The 25,102-nt window shown below is 60.7% G+C and carries 22 protein-coding genes; 10 read left to right on the forward strand and 12 right to left on the reverse strand.

All coding sequences use genetic code 11. The annotated features are described in order from the left end of the window. Positions 1-93 precede the first annotated feature (93 nt). The gene (locus ACR0IY_RS10870) at positions 94-942 is read left to right on the forward strand and encodes a 2-keto-4-pentenoate hydratase (RefSeq protein ID WP_480673105.1); all 849 of its coding nucleotides are present in this window, start codon (positions 94-96) and stop codon (positions 940-942) included. Here the strand turns inward: ACR0IY_RS10870 and ACR0IY_RS10875 are convergent, their stop codons facing one another. From ACR0IY_RS10875 to ACR0IY_RS10890, 4 genes are read right to left on the reverse strand one after another with little or no spacing between them, the layout of a single operon-like run. Next, on the reverse strand, positions 943-2,985 hold the full coding sequence (locus ACR0IY_RS10875) for a hypothetical protein (protein ID WP_480673107.1): 2,043 nt from the start codon (positions 2,983-2,985) through the stop codon (positions 943-945). Further along, positions 2,982-5,744 carry a DUF4159 domain-containing protein gene (locus ACR0IY_RS10880; protein ID WP_480673109.1) on the reverse strand — a complete coding sequence of 921 codons (2,763 nt, stop codon included), beginning with the start codon at positions 5,742-5,744 and terminating at the stop codon, positions 2,982-2,984. Before ACR0IY_RS10880 ends, ACR0IY_RS10875 begins: the two co-directional genes overlap by 4 nt. Then, positions 5,741-6,616: a DUF58 domain-containing protein gene (locus ACR0IY_RS10885; RefSeq protein ID WP_480673111.1), complete on the reverse strand. Its 876-nt coding sequence runs from the start codon at positions 6,614-6,616 to the stop codon at positions 5,741-5,743. Before ACR0IY_RS10885 ends, ACR0IY_RS10880 begins: the two co-directional genes overlap by 4 nt. Next, entirely contained in the window at positions 6,613-7,620 is a 1,008-nt protein-coding gene (locus ACR0IY_RS10890) for an AAA family ATPase (protein ID WP_480673112.1), read from the reverse strand. Before ACR0IY_RS10890 ends, ACR0IY_RS10885 begins: the two co-directional genes overlap by 4 nt. A gap of 64 nt (positions 7,621-7,684) precedes the next feature. Between ACR0IY_RS10890 and ACR0IY_RS10895 the strand changes: the two genes are divergently transcribed. Further along, positions 7,685-8,263 (forward strand): DUF1285 domain-containing protein, encoded by a 579-nt coding sequence (locus ACR0IY_RS10895; RefSeq protein WP_480673114.1) that lies wholly within the window; start codon positions 7,685-7,687, stop codon positions 8,261-8,263. Here the strand turns inward: ACR0IY_RS10895 and ACR0IY_RS10900 are convergent. Continuing rightward, complete coding sequence (locus ACR0IY_RS10900; RefSeq protein ID WP_480673116.1) at positions 8,260-9,138, reverse strand: DMT family transporter; 879 nt, start codon at positions 9,136-9,138, stop codon at positions 8,260-8,262. The two genes, ACR0IY_RS10895 and ACR0IY_RS10900, sit on opposite strands and share 4 nt — an antisense overlap. 243 nt (positions 9,139-9,381) lie before the next feature. Here ACR0IY_RS10900 and ACR0IY_RS10905 point away from each other — a divergent pair, with 243 nt between their 5' ends. Both ACR0IY_RS10905 and ACR0IY_RS10910 read left to right on the forward strand, forming a co-directional pair. Beyond that, the gene (locus tag ACR0IY_RS10905) at positions 9,382-10,137 is read left to right on the forward strand and encodes a hydroxypyruvate isomerase family protein (protein WP_480673118.1); all 756 of its coding nucleotides are present in this window, start codon (positions 9,382-9,384) and stop codon (positions 10,135-10,137) included. Positions 10,138-10,199: 62 nt separating this feature from the next. Next, on the forward strand, positions 10,200-10,430 hold the full coding sequence (locus ACR0IY_RS10910) for a DUF2798 domain-containing protein (protein ID WP_480673120.1): 231 nt from the start codon (positions 10,200-10,202) through the stop codon (positions 10,428-10,430). Between the two features lie 33 nt (positions 10,431-10,463). On the opposite strand, the gene polA is transcribed toward ACR0IY_RS10910, so the two are convergent. The 3 genes from polA to ACR0IY_RS10925 form a co-directional block, all read right to left on the reverse strand. Beyond that, positions 10,464-13,262 carry a DNA polymerase I gene (polA, locus tag ACR0IY_RS10915; RefSeq protein ID WP_480673122.1) on the reverse strand — a complete coding sequence of 933 codons (2,799 nt, stop codon included), beginning with the start codon at positions 13,260-13,262 and terminating at the stop codon, positions 10,464-10,466. A 70-nt stretch (positions 13,263-13,332) separates the two neighbouring features. Next, positions 13,333-13,803, reverse strand: coding sequence for a hypothetical protein (locus ACR0IY_RS10920; RefSeq protein WP_480673124.1), 471 nt, complete (start codon positions 13,801-13,803; stop codon positions 13,333-13,335). Positions 13,804-13,885: 82 nt separating this feature from the next. Further along, positions 13,886-14,062 carry a zinc-finger domain-containing protein gene (locus tag ACR0IY_RS10925; protein ID WP_480673126.1) on the reverse strand — a complete coding sequence of 59 codons (177 nt, stop codon included), beginning with the start codon at positions 14,060-14,062 and terminating at the stop codon, positions 13,886-13,888. An 87-nt stretch (positions 14,063-14,149) separates the two neighbouring features. Here ACR0IY_RS10925 and ACR0IY_RS10930 point away from each other — a divergent pair, with 87 nt between their 5' ends. Then, positions 14,150-15,142, forward strand: a complete 993-nt coding sequence (locus ACR0IY_RS10930; protein WP_480673522.1) for an ABC transporter ATP-binding protein — start codon at positions 14,150-14,152, stop codon at positions 15,140-15,142. On the opposite strand, the gene ACR0IY_RS10935 is transcribed toward ACR0IY_RS10930, so the two are convergent. Continuing rightward, entirely contained in the window at positions 15,139-15,603 is a 465-nt protein-coding gene (locus ACR0IY_RS10935) for a DUF1203 domain-containing protein (RefSeq protein ID WP_480673128.1), read from the reverse strand. The genes ACR0IY_RS10930 and ACR0IY_RS10935 overlap by 4 nt on opposite strands. A gap of 110 nt (positions 15,604-15,713) precedes the next feature. On the opposite strand from ACR0IY_RS10935, the gene ACR0IY_RS10940 reads away from it, so the two are divergent. From ACR0IY_RS10940 to ACR0IY_RS10950, 3 genes are all read left to right on the forward strand, one after another. After that, entirely contained in the window at positions 15,714-18,638 is a 2,925-nt protein-coding gene (locus ACR0IY_RS10940) for an error-prone DNA polymerase (protein WP_480673130.1), read from the forward strand. Between the two features lie 43 nt (positions 18,639-18,681). Next, positions 18,682-19,095: a group III truncated hemoglobin gene (locus tag ACR0IY_RS10945; protein WP_480673132.1), complete on the forward strand. Its 414-nt coding sequence runs from the start codon at positions 18,682-18,684 to the stop codon at positions 19,093-19,095. 153 nt (positions 19,096-19,248) lie between these two features. Next, complete coding sequence (locus tag ACR0IY_RS10950; protein ID WP_480673134.1) at positions 19,249-20,184, forward strand: DMT family transporter; 936 nt, start codon at positions 19,249-19,251, stop codon at positions 20,182-20,184. Positions 20,185-20,206: 22 nt separating this feature from the next. Here the strand turns inward: ACR0IY_RS10950 and ACR0IY_RS10955 are convergent, their stop codons facing one another. Both ACR0IY_RS10955 and ACR0IY_RS10960 read right to left on the reverse strand, forming a co-directional pair. Beyond that, entirely contained in the window at positions 20,207-20,932 is a 726-nt protein-coding gene (locus ACR0IY_RS10955) for an NYN domain-containing protein (RefSeq protein WP_480673136.1), read from the reverse strand. Positions 20,933-21,026: 94 nt separating this feature from the next. Then, entirely contained in the window at positions 21,027-22,139 is a 1,113-nt protein-coding gene (locus tag ACR0IY_RS10960; RefSeq protein ID WP_480673138.1) for an S-(hydroxymethyl)glutathione dehydrogenase/class III alcohol dehydrogenase, read from the reverse strand. A 130-nt stretch (positions 22,140-22,269) separates the two neighbouring features. Between ACR0IY_RS10960 and ACR0IY_RS10965 the strand changes: the two genes are divergently transcribed. Next, positions 22,270-22,560 carry an I78 family peptidase inhibitor gene (locus ACR0IY_RS10965; RefSeq protein ID WP_480673140.1) on the forward strand — a complete coding sequence of 97 codons (291 nt, stop codon included), beginning with the start codon at positions 22,270-22,272 and terminating at the stop codon, positions 22,558-22,560. A 62-nt stretch (positions 22,561-22,622) separates the two neighbouring features. Next, entirely contained in the window at positions 22,623-24,275 is a 1,653-nt protein-coding gene (locus tag ACR0IY_RS10970) for a DUF6504 family protein (RefSeq protein WP_480673142.1), read from the forward strand. 3 nt (positions 24,276-24,278) lie between these two features. On the opposite strand, the gene ACR0IY_RS10975 is transcribed toward ACR0IY_RS10970, so the two are convergent. Further along, positions 24,279-25,004: an SDR family NAD(P)-dependent oxidoreductase gene (locus ACR0IY_RS10975; protein WP_480673144.1), complete on the reverse strand. Its 726-nt coding sequence runs from the start codon at positions 25,002-25,004 to the stop codon at positions 24,279-24,281. Positions 25,005-25,102 lie beyond the last annotated feature (98 nt).

The raw sequence follows: 25,102 nt of genomic DNA on the forward strand, positions 1-25,102 counted from the left end.
GCCCAGCATCCGGGCAGAGCGTGAAAAAGTGTTTAAGCCGTTGCCTCGCCATCGGAGCCCATGCCAAGGTTTTCTCAAGACCGGAGGTCCACCATGCGTCATTCACCCTGTATTGCGATGTTCTGTGCCGCCGTATTTGGCACCCAGGCCGGGGCCAACTGCGCTTTGGATGCGCAGGTCGATCAATACGTACAGGACTATCTGTCCAACACGCCCACAGCAGCCCTATCTGCGGATGGCCGCATGGCAGATGCGCTTTGCACACAAACAAAGATAGTCACCGCGTTAGAGCCGCATTTAGGGCCAGTGATCGGTTACAAGGCCGGACTGACAAGCACCCCAGCACAGAAACGTTTTGGCGCGTCGGAACCGGTTCAAGGCGTCCTGTTTCGCGACATGATGCTGGAAGATGGTGCGACAGTACCAGTCACTTGGGGCGCACGACCGGTCTTTGAGGCTGATCTGGTGCTGGTTGTCGGTGACGATGGAATAAACCAGGCGACTACTCCTGCAGAGGTCATTTCTCATGTCTCGGCCATCCGTCCGTTCATCGAGCTACCCGATCTGACACTTGCCGAGGGCGAACCGATCACACCGATCACTTTGACCGCCATCGGCGTCGCGCCGAAATTGGGCGTGTTGGGCCCTGAAATCACCGTGACGGACCCGCAGGTGATGACACAGGCGCTGGCAGATATGACTGTTACGCTCAGCGCTGCGGATGGAGAGGTTCTGGCACAAGCACCGGGTACAGCGGTTTTGGGACATCCGGCGAATGCGGCCCTGTGGCTGATGTCCAAAGGGATCACGTTTCAACCCGGAGATTTGATCTCGGTCGGGTCCTTCGGGCCATTGGTGCCACCTGCGAAAGGCAAAGGCGGGGCGTCGGCCACCTATACGGGCTTGCCCGGTGATCCGACCGTCAGTGTGGTTTTCGAGTAATCAGCGCCGCCCTTCGCGCAGCCAACCGCTCAGCAGAAAGCCACCGGCCAACAACAGCACCAGCCAGGGCGGCAGCAGCCCGGACTGGGTCACATCGCGGGTTTCGTAGGCGTTGCGCGGCGTTAGTCCGATCCAGCCTCGCCCAGCAGCCGGACGTCCTGCGCGGACGTTACGGATGGATGGCAAGCCGTCTTCCAACCGGACAGCACCGCCACGCAGTTCTGCCAGAACCGGGTCAACAACCTCTGCCGTGGCTATGGTACGTTCAAATTCTTTCGGCGCGGCAGGGCCCAAACCGATTACCGCCATGTGGTCCCCTTCCTGCAACCGGTAAAGCCCGATCTCAGGGCCGAAATAGATCGCCTCGAACCGGCCTGGAGAGATCTCGTCCAGTGTGACTTGGAGCGTTTCTCCGTTGGGACGGGTGATGGTCACCGGCCCGACCTCATCCTCCAGCGTCTGGCGGATTATTCGCATGACCTGACCATTGGCCTCGGCCCACAGGGCTTCTTCTTCCAATTCAGGCTCTTTCATCATCCAATGGGCCAGACGGCGCAGCAGTTCCAGCTGAGGACCTCCACCTTCAAAGCCCCGGCTCCACAACCAGGCATGGTCTGAGGCCAGCAGCGCCACGCGCCCCTCGCCCACGCGATCCAAAACCAGCAGGGGGCGCTCGTCCACGCCGGTCATCAACAGCTCACCCGTGCGGTGTTTGACATCGATCTGGCGCAGCCAAGCGCCCCAGTCTTCGGAATCGCCAAGATCCGTGGTCACCGGGTGACGATGGCCCAGGTCGGTGACTGTGGGCACAAAGCGCTCTTCGATCACCCGCGCGGTCGGTTGCGCCGGAAGGATCGGAGCCAGCGGAGAACGGAAGATACTGTCGGCACTGGCAAAATCAGGACCGGCGGCAATCAGGACCGCGCCACCTTCGTTGATATAGTTGGTGACATTGTCCAGATAGATCGCGGGCAGAATGCCGCGCCGCTTGTAGCGGTCAAAGATGATCAGGTCGAAATCGTTGATCTTTTCCAGAAACAACTCGCGTGTTGGAAACGCGATCAGCGACAGCTCGTCCACTGGCACGCCGTCTTGCTTTTCAGGTGGCCGCAGGATGGTGAAATGCACCAGATCGACCGAGCTGTCGGATTTCAGCAGATTGCGCCAGGTCCGCCCGCCGGGATGCGGCTCGCCCGAGACCAGCAGCACCCGCAACCGATCACGCACCCCGTTCATCTGGATCAGCGCGGTGTTATTACGGTCGGTCAGTTCGCCCTCGGCCTGCGGCACGGTAAACTGGATGACGTTGCGCCCGCCATGGGGCAGCGTGATGGGCAGTTCGAAATCGACGCCCACGGGTATGTTCAGATGCTCGGGCTCGGCCCCGTCCACGGAAATCTCAAGCGGAGCGGTGGCGGCACCAATGGGCGCGGCACCGCTGTCTTCGACCCGCAAGGTCAGCGTGACAGGCTCGCCAATGATCGCGAAAGCAGGGGCGTTACGCACGCTCAGGCGGCGGTCCCAATCACTTTCGCGCCCGGTCTGCAACAGATGCATCGGCGCGGGCAGGTCGGGGGCCTGATCTACATCATGCACAATCCCGTCCGACACCACCAATATCCCGGCAATGCGCGCGCGTGGCTCCTCGGCCAAGGCCGCATTCAGCGCCGCCATGACCTGCGTGCCTTCGTCGCCGTCACCATCGCCCACTTTGATCCGGCGCAGTTCGGTATTGTCGCGGGCTTCGATCTCGGCGGCCAATTCCTCAGCCGCCTGCGCAGTTTGATCGGCGCGATCCGAAAGGGTCTGGCTGGCGCTTTCATCTTCGATCATCAGCACAATATCGGTCAGTGGCGCGCGGTCCTCGATCTGATAGACAGGCCCTGCCAAAGCCGCAATCACGACCAGCGCTGCCAGTCCCCGAAGGGCCCAACCAGACAGGCCTCGCCATAGGGCCAGAACAACCCCAGCCACCGCTATTGCGGCCACTATGACCAGAACAGGCCATGGGATCAGCGGATCGAAGATGACGGTTCCTGTCATTGTCCCAACCTGTCCAGCAGAGCAGGCACATGCACCTGATCGGATTTGTAGTTCCCGGTCAGCACATGCATCACCAGATTGACCCCAAAACGATTGGCCAGCTCACGCTGGCGCTCGCCCGCATAACCCCGCCCTACCGGCAACAAGGCCTGCCCGTTGCGATCCACCGCCCAAGCAGAGGCCCAGTCATTGCCACCGATCACCACCGGGGTCACGTTGTCGTTGAGGTTGCGGAACGGCATACCTTCGATCTGTTCCGCGTCCACCGGTGCGGCCTCGACCCAGACCTCGGTCCCGGCATACCGGCCCGGAAAGTCCTGCAGCAGATAAAAGGCGCGGGTCAGTACGTGGTCGCGCGGAACAGGCTCTAACGCAGGGATATTCAGCGGCGCGGCCAGTTGTTGCAGTTTACGTCCATTGGGGCTGGAGGCCCCGAACCGCGCCACATCCGAGTCGCGCGTATCAAACAGGATCATCCCCCCCGACCGCAGATAGGCATTAAGCTTGGCATAAGCCTCGGCTGACGGTTGCGGTTGCTCGGGCGTGACTGGCCAGTAGAGCAGCGGAAAAAATGCCAGCTCGTCGCGTTCCAAATCCACGCCGATGGGTTCGGCAGGCTCAACGGACGTGCGATAGAACAATGTCTGCGCCAACCCACGCATGCCCGCCCCTGCCACATCATCGACCTGCGCGTTGCCGGTCAGCACATGGGCCAAAACCAGCTCTTTCGTGGCGTTCAGCGCAAAGTCGGTATCCTCAGGCGTCTGCGCCTGCGCCTCGGGCACCAGCAGCATCGCACCCAGGGCAACAGCCGCCGCTTTGGCCAGTCCAAGACGCCCGGACAACGCCAATGAGGCGATCACGTCAATCGTCAGCAACAGCAGCGCCAAGCTCAACAGAATGCCCCCAATGGGCGTTTCATTGGTGACCTCCTGCCCTTTGATCGGCACATCCGAAGGCCACGTTACCGGGCTGAGCACCGTATCCTCTGACAAAACATTCAGCGCCAGCTTCTGCTTTCCACTTTCATAAAGCCCAGGCTGCAATTCGGGCCCGATGGTGCCAGTGGCGAGCTCGACCCCATCCACCCCGGCCAGATTGCCCGCGTCAGACAGGGTGCCAAAGCCGTCCATGACCTGAATGGGCTCCCACGTGGTGCCTTGCAGTTGCGATTCCTGCCGAGATTTGGCGGCCGAAGCCACGGCCAGACGATCCAGCATTTCGACGAACAGGCCAGACAGTGGCAGGCTGGACCATTCCGCATCCGCCGTCACATGAAACAGCACCACCTGACCCAATCCCAACGCTTTGCGCGTCACCAGAGGGGTACCATCCGACAGGGATGCAATCACCCGATCCGCCAGGTTAGGATCTGGTTGTGCCATCACCTGCGTCGTCACGGTGACATCCGCGGGCACCTGCAATCCATAAAAAGGCGAGTTCTCGGGGAACGGTGCAAGCCCCTTGGCCTCACCCCAGCTCATGGCGCCACCGACAGATCGGCCACCGCTGCGCAGACGCACAGGCAGCAATTCATCCTCGGCCTCACGCCCCAGATCGCTGGCGGCCATGCGCGGCCCAGCAAAACGCAGCAGCAGCCCGCCCTGTTCGACCCATTCAATCAGCGCGGTGTGCTCAGCGTCCGACAGCTTTGCCACATCGGCCAGCACGATCACGTCCGGGTTGGCGGGCAACACATCCAGCAAACCGCCTTCGACGAAGTCCGCCGTGGGGATCAGTACCTGCGTCAGGTAGTGCAGCGGCGACAACAGCTCCAGCCCTTCGCGGTTCAGCGTCCCGGCGATCAGGGCGACTTCGCGCCGTCGCAGGCTGTCGTCGGTCAATGTCACAGCCCCGGCTGAACGTTGGGCCTGGATTTCAAAGCGGGTTATACGAGCCCGCAGCTCCGAGGGCAGCGCCAATTCGATCTGCGCTAAGGTCTCGCCATCTGGAAATTCCATCTCGGCCGAATGCAGAACACGCATCGCGCCAGCCGGGTCGCGCCCCTGCGCCAGCACAGTGATGAGGTTCGCCCGGCCGACCTCTGCGCGCTGCGCAGTCAGCTGGATGACACCGTCCTGATAGGCAGCGGGCCTAATTGCCAACACAGGAGTGGGCGACTGATACACCGTCACCGCACCGCGCGTTTGCAGCGCCGCCAGAACCCTGTCGTGCCCATCGTAGTCCAGACCGTCGCTGAACCAATGAGTGTCAAACCCTCCGTCAACCTGAGTCAACACGGCCAGCGCCTGATCAACTTGCGCTGCTTGGGGCTGCCAGGGTGTCGGCATCAGACCGGGCAATCGTCCACGCCAAGCCTCGGCAGCTTGAAACACAGGCGCTTCGGGTTCGGTCAGGCTAAGGATAGCGACGGTGCGCCCCGCCCGTCCGGCCTCGGTCAATTGTGCGTCAATCTGGTCCAGCGTTGACGACCACCCGGTCGCCCCCGCCCAACTGGCATCCAGCACCAGCAACAACGGCCCGGACCCGGTTTCATCCCGTGACGGGTTCAGAACCGGCCCGGCCAGCCCGATAATGATTGCCGCCGCTGCCAGCATTCGCAGCAAAAGCAGCCACCACGGTGTCCGATCTGACACGCTTTCATCATCTTTCAGACCCAGCAACAGTGTGACGGCCGGGAACATACGGCGGATCGGTGCGGGCGGCACCGCGCGCAGGATCAGCCATAGGATCGGCAGAGTCAGAAGACCCAGCAGCACCCAGGGGGCAGTAAAGCCGATGCCTGCCAGAACCGTCATCGCGTCCCCCCGTCCAACGCCCGATAGAGCCACAACAGAGCCGCCTGCGCGCTGTCTCCGGTGTGATGCAAGCCCAGTTGCCAGCCGGTCGCACGGCATAACCGTGTCAGCGCGTCCTTGCGCTGCGCCAACCGATCCAGATAGCGGTCTCTCAGATCTCCGGCCTTAAGCGTCTCATGCCGGACCGACCCACCGACGCTTTCGAAAATGGTGCGTCCGCGATAGGGAAAGGTCTCTTCACCAGGGTCGAGAACTTGCAAGATGACACCCCGGACGCCCCGGTCTGCGGCCTTGGTCAGGGCCAGTTCCACCTCGTCCAGCGGTCCCAGAAAATCGGAAATGAACACGGCGCGGGCATGTGGAATCATGGCGCGATGTTCTGGCGGGGTATAATCCGTTTCCGCGTCTTCGGACCACGCTTGCGCCAAGCGGATGATCTGCGCGTTGCCACGCCGAGGGGGCAGGGTGGTGCCGGTCAGACCGACCCGCTCGCCCCCGCGCACCAAAAGAATGGCGGTCGCTAGACCCAGCAGACGAGCACGGTCCGCCTTGGTAGGCAATGATTTGTCCGATGCAAACCGCATCGACGCGCCCTGATCGACCCACAGCATCACCGATTGCGCGATCTGCCATTCGCGTTCGCGCACAAATTGCTGATCCCCGCGCGCAGAGCGGCGGTGATCAATCATCCGGCGGCTGTCGCCAATCTGTGCCGGGCGGTATTGCCAGAAATCGTCGCCCATCCCCGACCGCCGCCGCCCGTGGTCGCCCAGCAAAACGGTTCCGGCCAGATGTTCCGCCCGTGCCAACAAGGGTGGCAGCCGTGACGCTTCGGCCTCGGATCTTTCGCGAAGGGTCAGCGCCGCATTCACGCTGCGGCCTCGGCATGGGTCAATCCGGTGGCGGTGGTGTCAATCAGGTCAGCGAGGCTGTCACCCCGCGCCCGCGCCGCGAAGTTCAGCGCCATCCGGTGACTGAGCACCGGACGCGCCATATCAAGCACGTCCTCGGCATTCGGGGCCAGCCGCCCTTGCAACATCGCCCGCGCACGTACCGTCATCATCAACGCTTGCGCCGCGCGGGGGCCGGGGCCCCAGGCTACGGTTTCCGCAACGCGTTCAGAGACGCCAGCCTCTTCGGGGCGGAAGGCGCGGACCAGATCGAGGATCAGTTCCACAACTGAATCCCCTACCGGCATCCGGCGCAACAAAACCTGCGCGGCCAGTAATTCCTCTTTGGTGAAAATCTGGTGCGCCGCGTCTTCTTCGACGCCTGTTGTCGCCAGCAGAATATCCCGCTCGGTCTGGCGATCGGGGTATTCAACGTCGATCTGCACGAGAAACCGGTCCAGTTGCGCCTCGGGCAGGGGATAGGTGCCTTCCTGTTCAATCGGGTTCTGCGTAGCAAGAACATGGAACGGCTCGTCCAGCACGCGATCTTCACCGGCAACCGTCACCGTGCGTTCCTGCATTGCCTGAAGCAAAGCCGACTGAGTACGCGGGCTGGCGCGGTTGATCTCATCCGCCATCAGCAGCTCACAGAAGATCGGGCCCGGGATAAAGCGGAAATGGCGGCTACCGTCATCTGCGGTGTCCAGAACCTCGGACCCCAAAATATCAGCGGGCATCAGGTCGGGCGTGAACTGGATGCGATTGCCATGCAGCCCCATCACCGTCGACAGCGTTTCAACCAATCGCGTCTTACCCAGGCCGGGCAGGCCGATCAACAGGGCATGGCCGCCGCACAACAGCGCGGTCAGGGCCAGGTCCACCACCCGCTCCTGTCCGATAAAGCGTCGGGTGATTGAGGACTTGGCCTCTTGCAACTTGTTTTCCAGCGCTTCGATCTCGGCTACGAGGTCGGCAGGTTCGGTCATGACTTTCCCTTCCGTGGACTATTATGATTGAAGTGTATCGCGCTGAGAGGAAATGGCAAAAGTAATGAGCGGACAAAAACCTGTGACCCCTTCTCCTGATGGCCTAGCTGCATCAGTCAAAGCGGCCAAAACCAAGGGATTGCCCCCCGTTCACCTGTGGAATCCTCCGTTTTGCGGCGATCTGGACATCCGGATCGCAAAAGATGGTACTTGGAGTTATTTAGGATCGCCCATCAATCGGTTCGAGCTTGTGAAGCTTTTTTCCTCAATTCTTAAGAAAGAAGACGGGAAGTATTTCCTCGTCACCCCGGTCGAAAAGGTGGGAATCACCGTTGAGGACGCGCCCTTTGTGGCCATCGATTTCGACGCGGCGGGTGAAGGCGAGGCTCAGCTCCTGACATTCACCACCCATGTCGGGGATACAGCTGTCGCCGGACCGGACCACCCCATCCGAATTGTCATCAACCCGGAAACAGATGAACCCTCGCCCTATATATTGGTGCGCGCAAACCTTGAAGCCCGCATCGACCGCAAAAGTTTCTATCGCCTTGTGGACATTGCGACTCATAAGGGCGGCTGGTTCGGGGTCTTGTCCGGTGGGCAGTTTTTCCCTCTGATCCGCTCGGACGACCTGCCGGATTAGGCCGGTCGCGCGGTCCGCCGATCCTGCGCCAGCACCACGGCCAGCGCAACGATACCGGCGCCCAGCGCGCGGGTACTGTTCCATTCTTCTCCCAAAATCTCCATGATCACCATGACGTAGAACGGTGCGATGTTGATGTGGAACGAGGTCAGCGCCACGCCCAGCCGCCCTACGGATGCAATGAAAAACACCTGGCTCAGCCCCATTGAGATTAGCGCATAGATCACCAGCATCCCGGCCTGCTGCAGATCAAAGGCGGCTGCGGGAATGACATCCACGCCCAACAGCGCCGCACCGGACAGCATGACTGTGGCCATGACCAACCCTCCGGTAAAGGTGATCGTGGCGCGACCTGTCTGGCTGAGTTCGGGAAAGTCCCGTGCTGTAGCCATGCTGGCCCAGCAAAACAGGCCGGTCGATGCAATCGCAAGGGCAGCGCCCAGCCCCAACTGAGCCGGCGCCACTGCGCTTGTTGCAATCAATCCGCCAACAATCGACACCAATACGCCCAGCGCGAAATTCCAACTCAATCGGCGCGTTCCTGCGGTCAGTTCCAACAGTGTTGCCACCAGTGGTGCGCATGAAGCGATGATCGCCACCGTGACCGGATCGGTCACTTTCTGCGCTAAGATCAGAAGGAACATGCCAACTCCGATCCCGCCGCCGCCGACCATCATCGCGCGCATCCAGCGGGCATTCACCACTTTCCGCGGCCCGTCAATCAGCAACCAAATCGGCACCATGACGGCCACTGCCAGCGCCAATCGCGCCGCGAACAGCGCCACAGGAGGCCACGTCTGCAACAGCACCTCGGCCGCCGGAAAACCGGCTGCCCAGGTCAGCATCGAAGCGACCGCCAATCCATTGCCGGACATTGCGGATCCCCGCCCGCCAGACATAGAGAGGTTGTTCCCGCGCACGGGGTCAGGGCTCATCGCCATTGTGTTCAGACCTTCTGTTGGCACGGCGGTCCAGAAATGATTCGCCGCGTTGTTCAAAAGGTCTCTGATTCACCGGGCGCGATCTGGCCGATTTTCGACAATCTGTCGTTTTTGAGCCTCTTCCCCGGAATTCGCCGCACGGCTAAAGTCCGGCCATCAACGACCCCGAGACCGCTCATGCCAAAGTTCGCCGCCAATATCTCACTGCTCTTTTCTGAACTGCCATATCTGGAGCGCTTCCAAGCTGCAGCCGAGGCGGGGTTCACGGCGGTTGAAATCCTATTCCCCTATGAGCTGGCCGCCAAGGAAACCCGCCGCGCCCTGCTGGCCAATGGGCTGGACTTGGTGCTGATCAATGCACCCCCGCCCAATTACACCGGCGGACAGCCCGGCTATGCCGCCAATCCGGGCGGTGCGGCGCGGTTCCAGTCTGATATCCGCCGCGTCCTACGCTATGCAGACGTTCTGAAGCCTGAACTGATCCACATCATGTCGGGCTATGCCTCAGGGCCGGATGCGTTGGACAGTTTCGTGCGCAACCTGCAATGGGCCGCCGATTTCGCGCCTGCGCAGCAATTCACAATCGAACCGCTCAACCCGGTGTCGCAACCCGGATATTTCCTGAATGATTACGATCTGGCAGCACAAGTGCTGGACCGTGTGGCCCGTCCGAATGTGGGCCTGCAATATGACAGCTTCCACGCCCACATGATCCATGGCGACGCACAGGCCGTGTGGGATCGTTTTCACCTCAAGGTCGTGCATGCCCAGATCGGAGCCGCACCCGACCGCAGCGAACCAGGGAACGGACCAACGGATTTCGATCGCCTGTTCGACGCTATGGACAGCACCGGATATTCCGGCTGGGTGAGTGGTGAATACTCGCCCTCGACACCGCACACGCCCGATAGCCTAGGATGGATACGTGCCTAGCACTGGCTTTTCCAAAGAATATAAGGCACATCAAAGACATCACGACAATCAGGATACCTGTCATGTTCCCTGCCCGTCTTTCCCGCGCCGTGTTCTGCCTGATCATGTCCGGCCTGATGTCCTGCATCGTGACAGGCATCGCGACAGTTAAAGCCATCGGGTTTGGCCCCAGCACCCTCGGTGACTGGTTGGCGTCCTGGGCTTTTTGCTGGCCCATCGCCTTTACAGTCATCCTCTTGCTCGGCCCATCTGTGCAACGACTGGTCAACCGCATGGCCAAGCCACAGGACTGACCCGCAGCGAATAGGGTCTGATGAGCGGCGCTGCTAGTGCGCCTCTGCCCAGTTCGCGCCCTGCCCTGCATCCACGCTCAGTTTAACATCAAGCTTCACTGCCGGGTCCGAAGCACCCTCCATCACATCACGCGCCACGCCAATGACCTTATCTACCGCGTCCTCGGCCACTTCGAACAGCAATTCGTCGTGCACTTGCAACAGCATTTTAGCAGGCAACCCGTTGATCGCATTCGGCATCCGCACCATTGCGCGCCGGATCACATCCGCTGCCGTCCCCTGAATCGGCGCGTTGATCGCTGCCCGGCGCGAGAACCCCGCATGTGGCCCCTTGGCGTTGATTTCAGGTGTGTGGATTTTCCGCCCGAACAGGGTCTGCACATAGCCATGCTCTTTGGCAAAGGCGACGGTGTCGTCCATGTATTTCCGAATACCGGGGAACCGTTCGAAATAGCGGTCGATAAAACCCTGCGCCTCAGACCGCGGAATGCGCAGGTTGCGCGCCAGACCAAAACCCGAGATGCCATAGATCACACCAAAGTTGATCGCCTTGGCCTGGCGCCGGATATCCGGTGTCATCTCATCCAAAGGCACATCGAACATCTCGGACGCGGTCATGGCGTGAATGTCCAACCCGTCGGAAAATGCCTGTTTCAGGGCCGAAATATCCGCGATATGCGCCAGAATCCGCAGCTCGATCTGGCTGTAATCGAGGCTCACCAGAACGTTCCCCGGCTCGGCTATGAAGGCCTCGCGAATGCGGCGACCTTCTTCGGTCCGCACCGGGATGTTCTGCAGGTTCGGATCGGTCGAGGCCAGACGGCCGGTGTTGGCCCCGGTGATCGAATAAGACGTATGCACCCGCCCCGTATCGGGGTTGATATGGGTTTGCAACGCGTCCGTGTAGGTCGATTTCAATTTTGACAGCTGCCGCCAGTCCAGTACCCGGCGGGGCAGTTCATGCTCGGTCGCCAGATCCTCGAGGATATCGGCTCCGGTCGAATATTTCCCGGTCTTGCCTTTCTTTCCGCCTTCCAGACCCATCTTGTCGAACAGTATCTCACCCAGCTGTGCAGGCGATCCGACGTTGAAATTCTCGCCAGCCAGCTCGTGGATTTCAGCCTCTAATCCGGCCATTTTCTGTGCAAAGGCGTTTGACATGCGCGACAGCACATCGCGGTCGACCTTGATGCCATGCATCTCCATCTCGGCCAGCACCGGCACCAGCGGGCGCTCCAGCGTTTCATAAACCGTCGTCACCTGCACTTGATGCAGTTGCGGTTTAAACAGTTTCCACAGACGCAAGGTGATATCCGCATCTTCAGCAGCATAGGCGGTCGCCTCATCAATCGGCACCTTGTCGAACGTTATTGCCGATTTGCCCGAGCCCAACAGCGGTTTGATCGGAATCGGCGTGTGGCTCAGATAACGTTCGGACAGAGTGTCCATGCCATGACCGTGCTCGCCGCCATGCATCGCATATGACATCAGCATCGTATCATCTATCGGTGCGACATTCACACCGTACCGCGCGAAAATCTTGGCGTCATACTTCATGTTCTGCCCGATCTTCAGGATCGACGGGTCCTCGAACATCGGCTTCAGCTGGGTCAGAGCTTCATCCAGTGGTATTTGTCCCTCGGCCAGCGCGTCTGAACCGAACAGGTCGTCACTGGCCCCCTCGCGATGGGTCAGCGGGATGTAGCACGCCTCGCCCGGTTCAACGCACAGCGAAATACCCACCAGATCGGCAATCATCTCGTTCAGGCCGGTGGTTTCGGTATCCACTGCAATCCAGCCACGCTCATAGGCCTGATCGATCCATTTCTGCAGCGCAGCTGCGTCGCGAACACAGTCGTATTTCGAGGAATCAAACGGGGTCGCTTCGGCCTCTTCCGCCTCTGCAACAGGTGCGGGCGCATCGGCGATCACCGGCGCTTCGGCCCCCAGCTTATCGGCAATGCGCTTGGTCAGGGTGCGGAATTCCATCTCGGCCAGAAAGCCCAGTAAGGTCTCTGGGTCGGGTTCCTTCACCTCCAGATCGTCCAATGAGAAATCCAGCGGTGTCTGCTCATCCAGTTGCACCAGCTTCTTCGACAGCTCAATCTGGTCGCGTTTTTCAATCAGGGTCTGACGGCGCTTGGGCTGCTTGATCTCTTCGGCCCGGTCCAGCAGCGTTTCCAGGTCCCCGTATTCGTTGATCAGCAAGGCCGCGGTCTTGACGCCGATTCCCGGAGCACCAGGCACGTTATCAACTGAATCCCCTGCCAAGGCCTGCACATCGACCACGCGTTCCGGGCCGACGCCGAATTTCTCGAACACGCCATCGCGGTCGATGCGCTTGTTCTTCATCGCGTCCAGCATTTCCACGCCATCCCCGACCAACTGCATCAGGTCCTTGTCGGAACTCACAATGGTCACACGACCACCCGCCTCGCGCGCCTGAACGGCAAGGGTGGCGATGATGTCGTCAGCCTCGTACCCCTCAAGCTCTTTACAAGCGATATTGAAAGCACGCGTCGCCTCACGCGTCAAAGGCATCTGGGGGCGCAAATCCTCGGGCATCGCCTCGCGGTTGGCCTTGTACAGGTCATAGAGGTCATTGCGGAAGGTGTGCGAACCCTTGTCGAAGATCACCGCCACATGGGTCGGTGCGTCCGGTCCAGCGTTATCCTCAACATATTTCTGCAGCATGTTGCAGAACCCTGACACGGCCCCAATCGGCAGCCCGTCAGATTTTCGTGTCAGCGGCGGCAGCGCGTGATACGCCCTGAAAATAAAAGCAGACCCGTCAATCAGATGCAGGTGACAGCCTTTTCCGAATTCGCTCATGCGCACTCTCCCTGTCGGTCAGGGATGGTTCTGCCACAGGGGCAGGCGGGTGACCAGTCAGGAACGTGCGTTACCCACCAAAGAGGCCGCTGAAAACGTCCGAGAAACTGTTCAGCAGTGCCATGATCACCAGAACACCGAGGAATGCGAAGAAAGCGAAGGCGAAGAACTGGAACAGGATTGCGCCAATGCCGACTGCAACACCCGCAATGGCAGGGCGCATCCGTTCATGACGTAGAATGCCAATCACCGAGACGACTATTGCCAGCCCGCCCAGCATCGCCACGCCAATTTGAAGGTAATCGTCCAGATCACGGGTTTGGACCGCGGGTTCGGGCTGCTCAAGCCCGGCTGCAGCACGGAGGGTGGACTTGCCAAGCTCTGCCGCCAGTTCACCCAACGATACGCCGGTGGATTGTTGCGGTGCGAAAGGGCCGGCCCAAAACACAAACAACGCGGCGAACAGAGCCATTGCCGCAAGGAAAAACCCGATCCAACCATATACCGGGTTGGCCGTGTCAGTGGCAGTCATGTCGGTCATCACACTCACCCATGATGGTTGCACCAAGGCACTACCATGAAAATCGCGGCGAGATTTGGGCGAAACCCGGTTAGGCGGGCAATCAGCCCTGCTCTGTGCCCTTCAGAACATATTTGCAGTCGCAATAGGGGCACTCGACCCAGCCGATATCCTCGGGGATCTGCAGCCAGACACGCGGATGACCCAGCGCACCCTCACCACCATCACAGGCGACACGGGAGGTCTCAACGATCTTGGTTTCCGGCGCATCAAGTGTCACGGCTGGCGATCCTTCTTTGGTTGTCGGCCTCGCGGGCATGTATTAGGTGCGTTTATGAGCGATGAGCAAACCGGGGGCAAGAGCCACATGGCAGATGCGGCAATCAGGATCGACGGGCTGCGTAAAACCTATCGCGGCGGCAAAGGGCAGCCCGAGAAACACGCACTGAAGGGCATCGACCTGTCGGTTCCGCGCGGTTCGGTCTTCGGGCTTCTGGGTCCGAACGGGGCCGGGAAATCGACTCTGATCAACATCCTGGCCGGACTGGTTGTGAAAACGGCGGGCGCTGTGTCGATCTGGGGCTTTGACCAAGACCAAAACCCGCGCCAGTCGCGTGCCGCCATAGGCGTCATGCCGCAGGAATTGAATCTGGACCCGTTCTTCACTCCGCGCGGTGCATTGGAAGTTCAAGCTGGGCTTTACGGCGTGCCAAAGGCGCACCGGCGCAGCGACGAGATCCTCGAACTTGTAGGCCTCAGCGACAAGGCCGAAGCTTATGCCCGCACCCTGTCCGGCGGCATGCGGCGGCGGCTCTTGCTGGCCAAGGCGCTGGTGCATCATCCAAAGATACTGGTTCTGGACGAACCCACCGCAGGGGTCGATATCGAATTGCGCCAGATGCTCTGGTCGAATGTGCGCAAGCTGAACGAGCAGGGCATGACCATCATCCTGACCACCCATTACCTGGAAGAAGCGCAAGAGATGTGTGACGAGATCGCCATCATCAATCACGGCGAAAAGATCGCACAGGACAGCACCGCCAATTTACTGGGCCGTATGGACAGCCGAACCATGGTGATCACACCTGACAGCCCGGTCGTTGATCTGCCCTCAACCGATGGCGTCGAGGCCAGTCTGCGTGAAGATGGCAGCTTGGTGCTGCAATACCGCAGCACCCAAACCAGCGCCGAGCACGTTCTGGAATCAGTGCGCGCCGCGAATATCCGCATCCGCGACGTCCGCACCGAAGAAGCCGATCTCGAGGATGTATTCCTCGCGCTGACCTCCACCCGCGCGGATGAACCCCCGGCAGAGGACCTGATCCAGCCCCACCGGGGGATGCACCGGCTCAAGCTTTAAGCCCGGTCGATCCGCGCCTGATAGCAGTTGTTCCGTGACGAGCGGACATGGATATAGGCGATGTCCGAACGCGAGAATATATCCGTGACCACTGCACTGATCTGGCCCGTGGGCGTGATCGCGCCGGTGCCATAGACGATCCGGTCATCCTGCCCGTACCCCTTGATCAGATAGTCCGGGGATGAGGTCAAGATTTCCGGCAGTTCCTCCCCCTCATACCGATCGCAAGGTTCAGCGCACAAAAAGATCGGACCCGTTTCCGCATAAGGTTGTGTCTCTAAAAAGGGCCTATGTGCCAATATCAGCATTTCGTTCCCCTCGGGGATGTTCTGCAGGCAATGACGGCAGGGATTGCCTGTGCCGGTCGAAACGGCACGTTCCGGCGCGGCACCGTAAGCGTCGGGCCCTCCGGCCTGAAGGGCGCGCACTTCGTCGGTGGGTAAAGCCGTGATTTTGAACATATCGGGCCTCCTGTTTTTGCAACCTTGGCCATCAAGGCAGCCCTCGGCGACCCGTTTTCTGCGCAAAGGACTCGAAAAAGAACAAAACGTGAATATAATAGAGAATCGTCATGTATGCCGAGCTGTCGATTACGTCGAATTTTACCTTCCTCACCGGGGCCTCTCACCCCGAGGAGTATATGGAGCGCGCCGTTACTCTGGGCCTGCCCGCCATCGCCATCGCCGATAATAACTCGGTCGCCGGGATCGTCCGTGCCTATACCCAAGGACGCGAGATCGCCCGCAAGGTGCGTGAACGGCTGGAGTGGGAGGCGCAGAATACGTCCATAGGCCCGCCCTGCCCCGACCACATCCCCAAACCACCGTCATACCCCATCCATGCGGTGCCCCGCCTGATTCCGGCGGCACGGCTGATATTTTCCGATGCGCCCACCGTCACCGCCCTGCCGTTGAACCGGCAGGGCTGGGCCAATCTGTGCCGCATCCTGTCCAAAGGTCGCCTGCGTACTGAGAAAGGCGACTGCATCCTGCACCTGTCGGATCTTTTGGAGTTTTCCGACGGTCTCCACCTGCTGCTCTGGCCACAGGCGGCTGGCTCTCCGGGCAGCGCGGACGCGTGGCGGACACAGGCGCACCAGTTGACGCGCCGCTTTGCCGGGCGGGTCCATCTGTTGATACACCCCCGATATGATGGCGCCGATAGTGCGTATTTTTCTTTGTTAGAGACTGAATCAAAGCATCTCGGCATTCCCACGCTCGCCAGTGCCACCCCGCTGATGCATCACGGAGCCCGTCGCAAGCTGGGTGACGTGCTGACCGCCATCCGCCTGCGTCGCAAGGTGGATGAGTTGGGCCGCGATGCGCTGGCCAATGGCGAACAGCGCCTGCGGTCCGAAGCCGAGATGTTGCGCATCTTCAAAGATCACGAAGGGGCCGTTACCCGCGCTCATACGCTCAGTGAAGACCTGGAATTCTCGCTCGACGAGCTGCGCTATGAATACCCCAGCGAGGGCAATGAGCAGGAAACCCCGACCGAACGCCTGCACCGTCTGGCTCATGAAGGGTTGAAATGGCGCTATCCGGCGGGTGCGTCCGAAAAGGCCAAAAAGATGCTGGCCCATGAACTCACCCTGATCGGTAAGTTGAAATATGAGCCCTACTTCCTCACCGTGCGCGACATCGTCAAATTCGCCCGCTCTCGTGATATTCTGTGCCAGGGGCGCGGCTCAGCGGCCAATTCGGTGGTCTGCTACTGCCTCGGCATCACCGAAGTCAGCCCCGAACTAGGCACGATGGTCTTTGAGCGCTTCGTCTCCGAGGCGCGCGATGAACCGCCCGATATCGATGTGGATTTCGAACATGAACGTCGCGAAGAGGTCATCCAACATATCTATGACCGCTATGGCCGCCACCGCGCAGGGCTGTGCGCCACTGTGATCCACTATCGCGGCAAACGCGCCATTCGCGAGGTTGGCCGCGCCATGGGCCTGACCGAAGATACCATCTCGGCCCTGTCCTCGCAGCTTTGGGGCTTCTTCTCTGCCGCCGGGCTCGAAGCGGAGCGGATGCGCGAAATTGGCCTCGACCCCAATGATCGGCGGTTAAAACAGACTCTAATGCTGGTTTATGAGATCAACGGCTTCCCCCGTCACTTGTCCCAGCACGTCGGCGGCTTCATCATCACCGAGGGGCGGCTGGACGAGCTTGTCCCCATCGAAAACGCCACGATGGAGGACCGCACGGTCATTTGCTGGGACAAGGACGACATCGACTCGCTTGGTATTCTCAAGGTCGATGTCCTCAGCCTTGGGATGCTCACCTGCATCCGCAAGGCGTTCGATCTGATCGGCCAGCATCATCAGACCAGCTATACGCTGGCCACCCTGCCGCCCGAAGATCCAACCGTCTATGACATGCTCTGCAAAGCCGACAGTATCGGCGTGTTTCAGGTGGAATCACGTGCACAGATGAACTTCCTACCCCGGATGCGGCCGCGCAATTTCTATGATCTGGTGATCGAAGTCGCCATCATCCGCCCCGGCCCCATTCAGGGTGACATGGTCCACCCCTATATCCGCCGCCGCAACGGAGAAGAAGAGGTCAGCTTCCCCTCGGACGCGCTGGGCGAGGTGCTGGGTAAAACGCTGGGCGTGCCGTTGTTTCAGGAACAGGCGATGCAAATCGCCATCGTCGGCGCGGGCTTCACCCCGGAACAGGCTGATCGCCTGCGCCGCTCGCTGGCGACGTTCAAGAAACACGGCAATGTCAGCGAATTCCGCGCCTTGTTCCTGCGCGGGATGGAACGCAACGGCTATGAACAGGATTTCGCAGAACGTTGCTTTTCACAGATCGAGGGGTTTGGCTCTTACGGCTTCCCCGAAAGCCACGCGGCCAGCTTTGCGCTGCTGGTCTATGCGTCGGCCTGGATCAAATGCCACCATCCGGGGATTTTCGCCTGCGCGCTGCTGAATTCGCAGCCGATGGGTTTTTATGCCCCGGCCCAGATCGTGCGCGATGCGCGCGAACACGGGGTGCAGGTGCGCCCCATCTGCATCAATGCCAGCTTCTGGGACAATGTGATGGAACCCGACGGCCACGGCGGGTTGGCTCTGCGGCTAGGGTTCCGCCAGATCAAGGGCCTCAGCGAGGAAGACGCCAGCTGGCTCACCGCCGCGCGGGGCAATGGCTACCATCAGGTCGACGATGTCTGGCGGCGTGCCGGGCTGGGGCCGTCGGTGATCGAGCGGCTGGCCGAAGCCGACGCCTTTGCCGCCTGCGACCTGACCCGGCGCGAGGCATTGTGGCAGGCCAAGGCGATTGCCACCGCCAAACCGCTGCCGCTGTTCTCGCAGGATCTGGAGGGCGAGGCGCTGGATGAGCCCGAAGCCTACCTGCCGCAGATGACGCTGGGTGAACAGGTGGTCGAGGACTACGTCGCCACCCGCCTCAGCCTGAAGGCGCATCCGGTGGCCTTGCTGCGGCACCTGCTGACACCGGAGCCGCGCGACAAAACCACCCCTGTCGCGGGACAGTGAAACCCGATATGCGCCTGAATCAGAGTCGAAACTGGGGATATTCATGACCAGACCCACGCTACCGCCGCGCTTTCCCGCAACGCCGGATCAGATCAACGCGCAGGTCCGCGCGTTTTATGCCCGCGTGCGAGGAGACACGGTCCTGGGTCCCGTTTTCAACAAACACGTCCACGACTGGCCCGCGCATGAGGACAAGATCGCAGCTTTCTGGCGCAACGCCATCCTGTTCGAGCGCAGCTATGACGGCAACCCGCAGCGCGTCCATATCGAGCGGCCTGACGTGAAACCGGAATTCTTCTCTCACTGGCTGGACCTGTTCGAAGAAGTCGCCACCCAGACGCTGCCTCCGGAAACGGCTATTCCGTGGGTCACACTGGCTCGACGTATCGGGGTGGGAATGAAGGCCGGCGTGCAATCCGCGCGCCAGCCCAAGGACGCGCCGCCGATCCTACGATGATCCCAAGTCATAGCAGCCTTGCGATGTTAGCGTTAAAATAGGGGCTATGCGCCCCGGCAAAATGGGTTTACTCAAAGGCAAGCCAGCCGGCGCAACGCCCGTGCTGCGACGGCGCACTGCCACCACACCGATCCATCACCCGAGGCTGCAGCGATGAGCACTCAAAACACCACCCTCCGGGGACTTGGCTATGCCTTTCTGGGCTTTGCGGTCTTTGCCACCCACGACGCTCTGATCAAGGTGCTGGGCGGCACCTATTCTGTGATGCAGATCATCTTTTTCGCCACGCTGTTTTCCTTTGTGCCGATGGCTGTGACAATTCTGACCGACCGCACGACCGGAAACTTCCGGCCTCATCATCCTTGGCTGGTGCTGCTGCGGTCGGCCCTGATGGTGACTGCAATGGTCTGCGCCTTTTATGCCTTCTCGGTCCTACCACTGGCCGAGGTTTACTCGCTGCTGTTTTCCTTCCCACTGATCGTCACCGTCCTGTCGATCCCGATTTTGGGAGAGGTCGTCCGCACCCAGCGCTGGGCCGCCGTTGGTGTCGGCCTGATCGGTGTTCTGATTGTCCTGCGTCCCGGTGCGACCGATATCACGCTTGGCCATCTGGCTGCGCTGACGGCAGCCTTCTGCAGCGCCTTCGCATCAGTTCTAGTACGCAAGATCGGCAATGAGGAGCGTTCGGCGGTGCTGATCCTTTACCCGATGCTGTTGGCTATCGTCGTGATGAGCCTTGCCCAACCCGCCGTCTATCAACCGCCATCCCTGCTGCATCTGGCGATGATGGCGCTGGTCGGTGTGTTCTCAGTCATCGCCCAACATCTGATCATCCTCGCCTATCGCGCTGCCCCCGCCGGAGTCGTTGCCCCCAGCCAATACAGCCAGATCATCTGGGCCACGTTGTTCGGCATGACCTTCTTTGGCGAGAAACCCGACGGCTGGGTCGCGGTTGGGGCCAGCATCATCATCGCCTCGGGCGTCTTTGTGGTCTGGCGCGAGAGCCGCGCAAACGCCTCGGCCAACACCCCGGTTCTGCGGGTGCGGTCACCGCGGTCTGATACGGGTGCGACACGACCGGGAGAGTAGCCCCAGCGCGCTTTAGGGATCTTTACCCGTCTTTGGGTCTAATCTTCAGGCCTCCGTTTACGCCTGCCTCTTCAAACTTTCCTGTTGCACGAACAAGATCACTCAAGCGCTCGAACCCGTATGATCGAGTGTCGAAAGAGGGGTAATTCTTGAGCAATTGATTTCCGATCCAGCCAAGCTCAGCCCATCCGTCAGGCTCTGCGGACTTGAGTACAACATTCCGAATGAGCTGGAATGCATGGTTGAGTTCCTTTAGGGACGCCAAATTCTTCTCATTGGTGTCGCTCGCAGCCTGCGGTTCATCCTTCTTAATGTTTTCGATAGAAATGTAGCGGTTGCATGCGGCCTTGAACGCCCAAGGCGCCTTTTCTTCGCCAATCCCGAACACACTCAACCCCTGTTCACGGATGCGACTAGCGAGCCGGGTGAAATCGCTGTCCGAGGACACTAGGACGAATCCACCGAAACGTTCAGAATGCAGAATATCCATCGCATCTATAACCAGGGCGATATCGCTGGAGTTCTTGCCGGTTGTATTTGCAAACTGCTGATGGGGAACGATGGCGTATTCAGCCAATGATTGGGCATTCCAACCTTGCGGTGACCCGTTGGAGAAATCCCCATAAATCCGCCTTAAACCAGCGTCTCCCAATGTAGCGATTTCCTCAAAAATCTCTGCAGCGTGTTTTGCGGGCACGTTGTCCGCATCAATCAGAACCGCAAGGCGATCAGTATTCCTTGTAGTCACTTCTTTCTCTCAACCTAAAATAGTATTTCTGAAAGTGAATGTAGCAACGAAAAGGGCGAGCAAAAGCCCGCCCTTAGAAATTATTCTATATTGATCAGTAAACTACGACCGACCGGATGCTCTCACCCTTATGCATCAGGTCAAAGCCGTGGTTGATGTCGTCCAAGCCCATGGTGTGGGTGATCATCGGGTCGATCTCGATCTTTCCTTCCATGTACCAATCGACGATCTTGGGCACGTCGGTCCGACCGCGCGCGCCACCGAAGGCTGTCCCGCGCCACGACCGGCCGGTAACCAGCTGGAACGGACGGGTCGAAATCTCGGCCCCCGCAGGCGCCACGCCGATGATGATCGATTCACCCCAGCCTTTGTGCGCCGATTCCAACGCGTCGCGCATCACGCCGACATTGCCGGTGGCATCGAACGTATAGTCCGCACCGCCCTTGGTCAGATCGACCAAATAGGGGACCAGGTCGCCTTCGACCTCAGTCGGATTCACGAAATCGGTCATCCCGAATTTGGTCGCCATTTCCACCTTGGAGGGGTTCAGGTCAACGCCGACGATCTGATCGGCCCCGGCCAGACGCAGGCCCTGAATGACGTTCAGGCCGATACCACCCAGACCGAACACGATGGCGCGGCTGCCGATTTCAACCTTGGCGGTGTTGATCACCGCACCGATGCCGGTGGTCACGCCGCAGCCGATATAGCAGATCTTGTCGAAGGGCGCGTCCTCGCGCACTTTGGCCAGCGCAATCTCGGGCAGGACCGTGTGGTTCGAGAAAGTCGAGCAGCCCATGTAGTGCAGGATTGGATCACCATCCAGCGTCGAAAAGCGCGAGGTGCCATCGGGCATCAGGCCCTGGCCCTGCGTCGAGCGGATCGCCTGGCACAGGTTGGTCTTGGGATGCAGGCAGTATTCACACTCGCGGCATTCGGGGGTGTAAAGCGGGATCACGTGATCGCCCGGCTTCAGGCTGGTCACGCCCGGTCCGACCTCGACCACAACACCTGCGCCTTCATGGCCCAGAATCGCCGGAAACAGGCCTTCGGGGTCGGCACCCGACAGGGTGAATTCATCGGTATGGCAGATGCCAGTGGCCTTGATTTCCACCAGAACCTCACCCGCCTTGGGGCCTTCGAGATTCACGTCCATCACTTCCAAAGGTTTGCCCGCCTGAATGGCGACGGCGGCACGGGTACGCATTGTGCTTGTCTCCCTGTCTTATTTGCCCCGACCCTGCGTCAAATACAGGGTGTTTTCAACTGCGCTTTCATGGCAGGTTCGTTAAATATTTGATATTGCAGAAACGACATTGCCGGAAAGAAGAGCGCCAATGCACCGATTTATCCCGATCCTGATCCTTTTGACAGCCTGCGCCGAGACACCGTCCGCGCCGGAAGACAACCCGACCCCGTCCGAAGCCGCGCCGGTTGATCTGGCCTTCTGCGAGGGTGACGCCTTTGCCAATTCCGTTGGCCAACCGGTTTCGACCATTCAGGCGCAACTGCCCGAACGCGCCCGTGTTCTAGGCCCTGATGGCATAGCGACGCAGGATTATCGCATCGACCGCCTGAACGTGTTCGTGGACGGATCGGGGACCATTCAACGCCTGACCTGCGGGTAAGCGTGGACTCGGGGGGCGATTCTCATTTAAGAACAAAATGAGAACATTTTAATGTCTGCCCGATGCCCAAACGCCGAATACTTTCCCTGTGGTTCCCTCGTCTGGGGGCTGAACGGCTGGTCCGCGCCGCGCGGGGCCTGCAGGATGGGCCTTTGGCCGTGGTAGCGGAACAATCGAACATGCAGGTGGTCACCTCTCTGAATGCCCAAGCTCAGGCCGCCGGGCTGCGCGTCGGCCAGCCGGTGCGCGATGCCCATGCTATGTGTGCCAACCTTATCACCCGTCCCCGCAACACCCCGGCCGAGGCTGCATTCCTGACTGCGCTACGCCGCTGGGCGGGCAAGTTCAGCCCATGGGTGGCTGAAGAATCGCCGGATGGGCTGATCGTTGATCTGTCCGGCTGCGCGCATCTGTTCGGGGGTGAAGAGGCTCTGCTGAGCGTCCTTGAGACCGACTGTGCCGATATGGGGCTAAGCGTGCAGATGGGCATCGCCGACACGCTGGGTGCGGCCTGGGCGCTGGCGCGCTATGCCGGGCAAGAGGCCACCTCTGACCGCAGCGGCGACGCCATCAGCCAAGAGGCCCGCGCCACCCGAGCACGGGCCACCAAGCGGCGGCACTGGACCAAGGGTGGGGCCGCACCGCAGGTGATGGCCTTGGGCGGCGGCGCACGGATCGCCGCACCGGGACAGTCCTATGGCGCGCTCAGCCCCCTGCCCATCGCGGCACTGCGGCTTGAGGATCAGGTGGTGGCGCAGCTGAACCGTCTGGGCCTGCGCCAGATCGGCGATCTGTTGGGGCAACCGCGTGCCGGTTTGGCACGGCGGTTCGGGCGCGGGCTGGTGCTGCGGCTGGATCAGGCGATGGGCAGCGCGCCCGAGCCGGTCTCGCCCGCGCGTCCGCCGCATCATTTCGCGGTGCGGATGACCCTGCCTAACCCGATTGGGCTGGTCGAGGATGTGATGGCCGCTATTGATCGGATACTACCGACGCTCTGCGCCAAGCTGGAAGAAAAAGGGCGTGGCGTCCGCACCCTGAGGCTTGAGGCGCATCGCGCCGACCAGGCGGCTGAGGTCATCGAGGTTAGTCTGGCCCGTCCAACCTATGACAAACACCGTATCCGCCCTTTGTTAGAGATGAAAATCGACAAAATCGACGCGGGCTATGGCATCGACATGCTGCGGCTCGAGGCGGTGCAGTCTGAGCCCATCCACGCCCGCACCATGGCCGGTCATGCCGAGGCCCGCCGCGCCGTGCGCGACCGGCTGGCGGGCAATACAGCCATAGACGACCTGATCGGCAAACTGGGTGCGCGGGTCGGGCTCGAGGCGATCACACGGCACCATCCGGCGGCCTCGCATATTCCCGAAAAAACCGCGCAGACGCTGGCGGCGGCATGGTCGGAACCCGCCCGCGACTGGCCCGCCCCCCCGCGCCCACGCCCCTTACAGATGTGGCAGCCGGAACCGGTGATGGCCCCGGAAACCCCGGATGTGCCCAGCGCGTTCCGCTGGCGCGGGCGCGACTGGCAACTGGCGCAGGCTACCGGCCCCGAGCGGATCGCACCGGAATGGTGGCTGGACGACCCCAACTGGCGCAGCGGTGTGCGGGATTACTGGGTTGTGGTGACCGAACAGGGGGAACGGCTGTGGCTGTTCTACGGCCATGGCGGCACCCTGTCGGCGGGCTGGTTTTGTCAGGGGCAGTTTGGTTAGAGTCTATTTCCCACGATATACCAGAATATCCGGCAGGTAATCCAAAAGCCGGATCACCCAGGAAAACGGAGCCGGGAAATCGGTGCGGAACCGGCGACGTGACATCGCCCTGATCACCCTGTCCGCTGCGTCTTCCGGGGTCATCAGCATCGGCATCTTGAAATTGTTCTTCTCGGTCAGGCGGGTCTTGATAAAGCCGGGATTGACGATGCGCACCGTCACCCCCGTGCCTGCCAGATCGAACCGCATGGTTTCCGCCAGCGAGACCAGCGCGGCTTTGCTGGCCGCATACCCTACTGCCGCAGGCAAGCCCCGATAGCCGGACAGCGACCCGATCAGAGTGACATCCCCCCGGCCCGAGCGCACAAACCTTGGCACCGTTTCCCCCAACACCCGCAGCGCACCGGTGTAATTCACATCGGTCATGGCCAAAACGGCCTCGGTATCCCAATCAGCCGTGCGCATCGGCTCATACGCACCCGCGTTGTAGATCAGCCCGTCGATATCCCCGGCCTCGACCGCGGCGCGGCGTACCGCGTCCAGATCGGTCACGTCGCAAGGAACGGCTTGCGCGTTCGGCAGGGCTGCACAGATCTCGGCCAAACGATCCGCATTGCGCGCAGACAGGATGAGATGCGCCCCCAGGCGGCTTAACGCCCGCGCCAGCGCAAGACCCAACCCTTCGCTGGCGCCGACGATCCAATAGGTTTTTCCGTCAAAACTGCTCATACCCGTGTCAAATCCATTTACCTTCGTGTGGTACGGGTGGGCGGCGCAGCTGGATCACATCATCCTACCGCGCAAAAGGGCAGAGCTGCGAAAAACTT

This window comes from Ruegeria sp. BC1 (assembly GCF_056539305.1).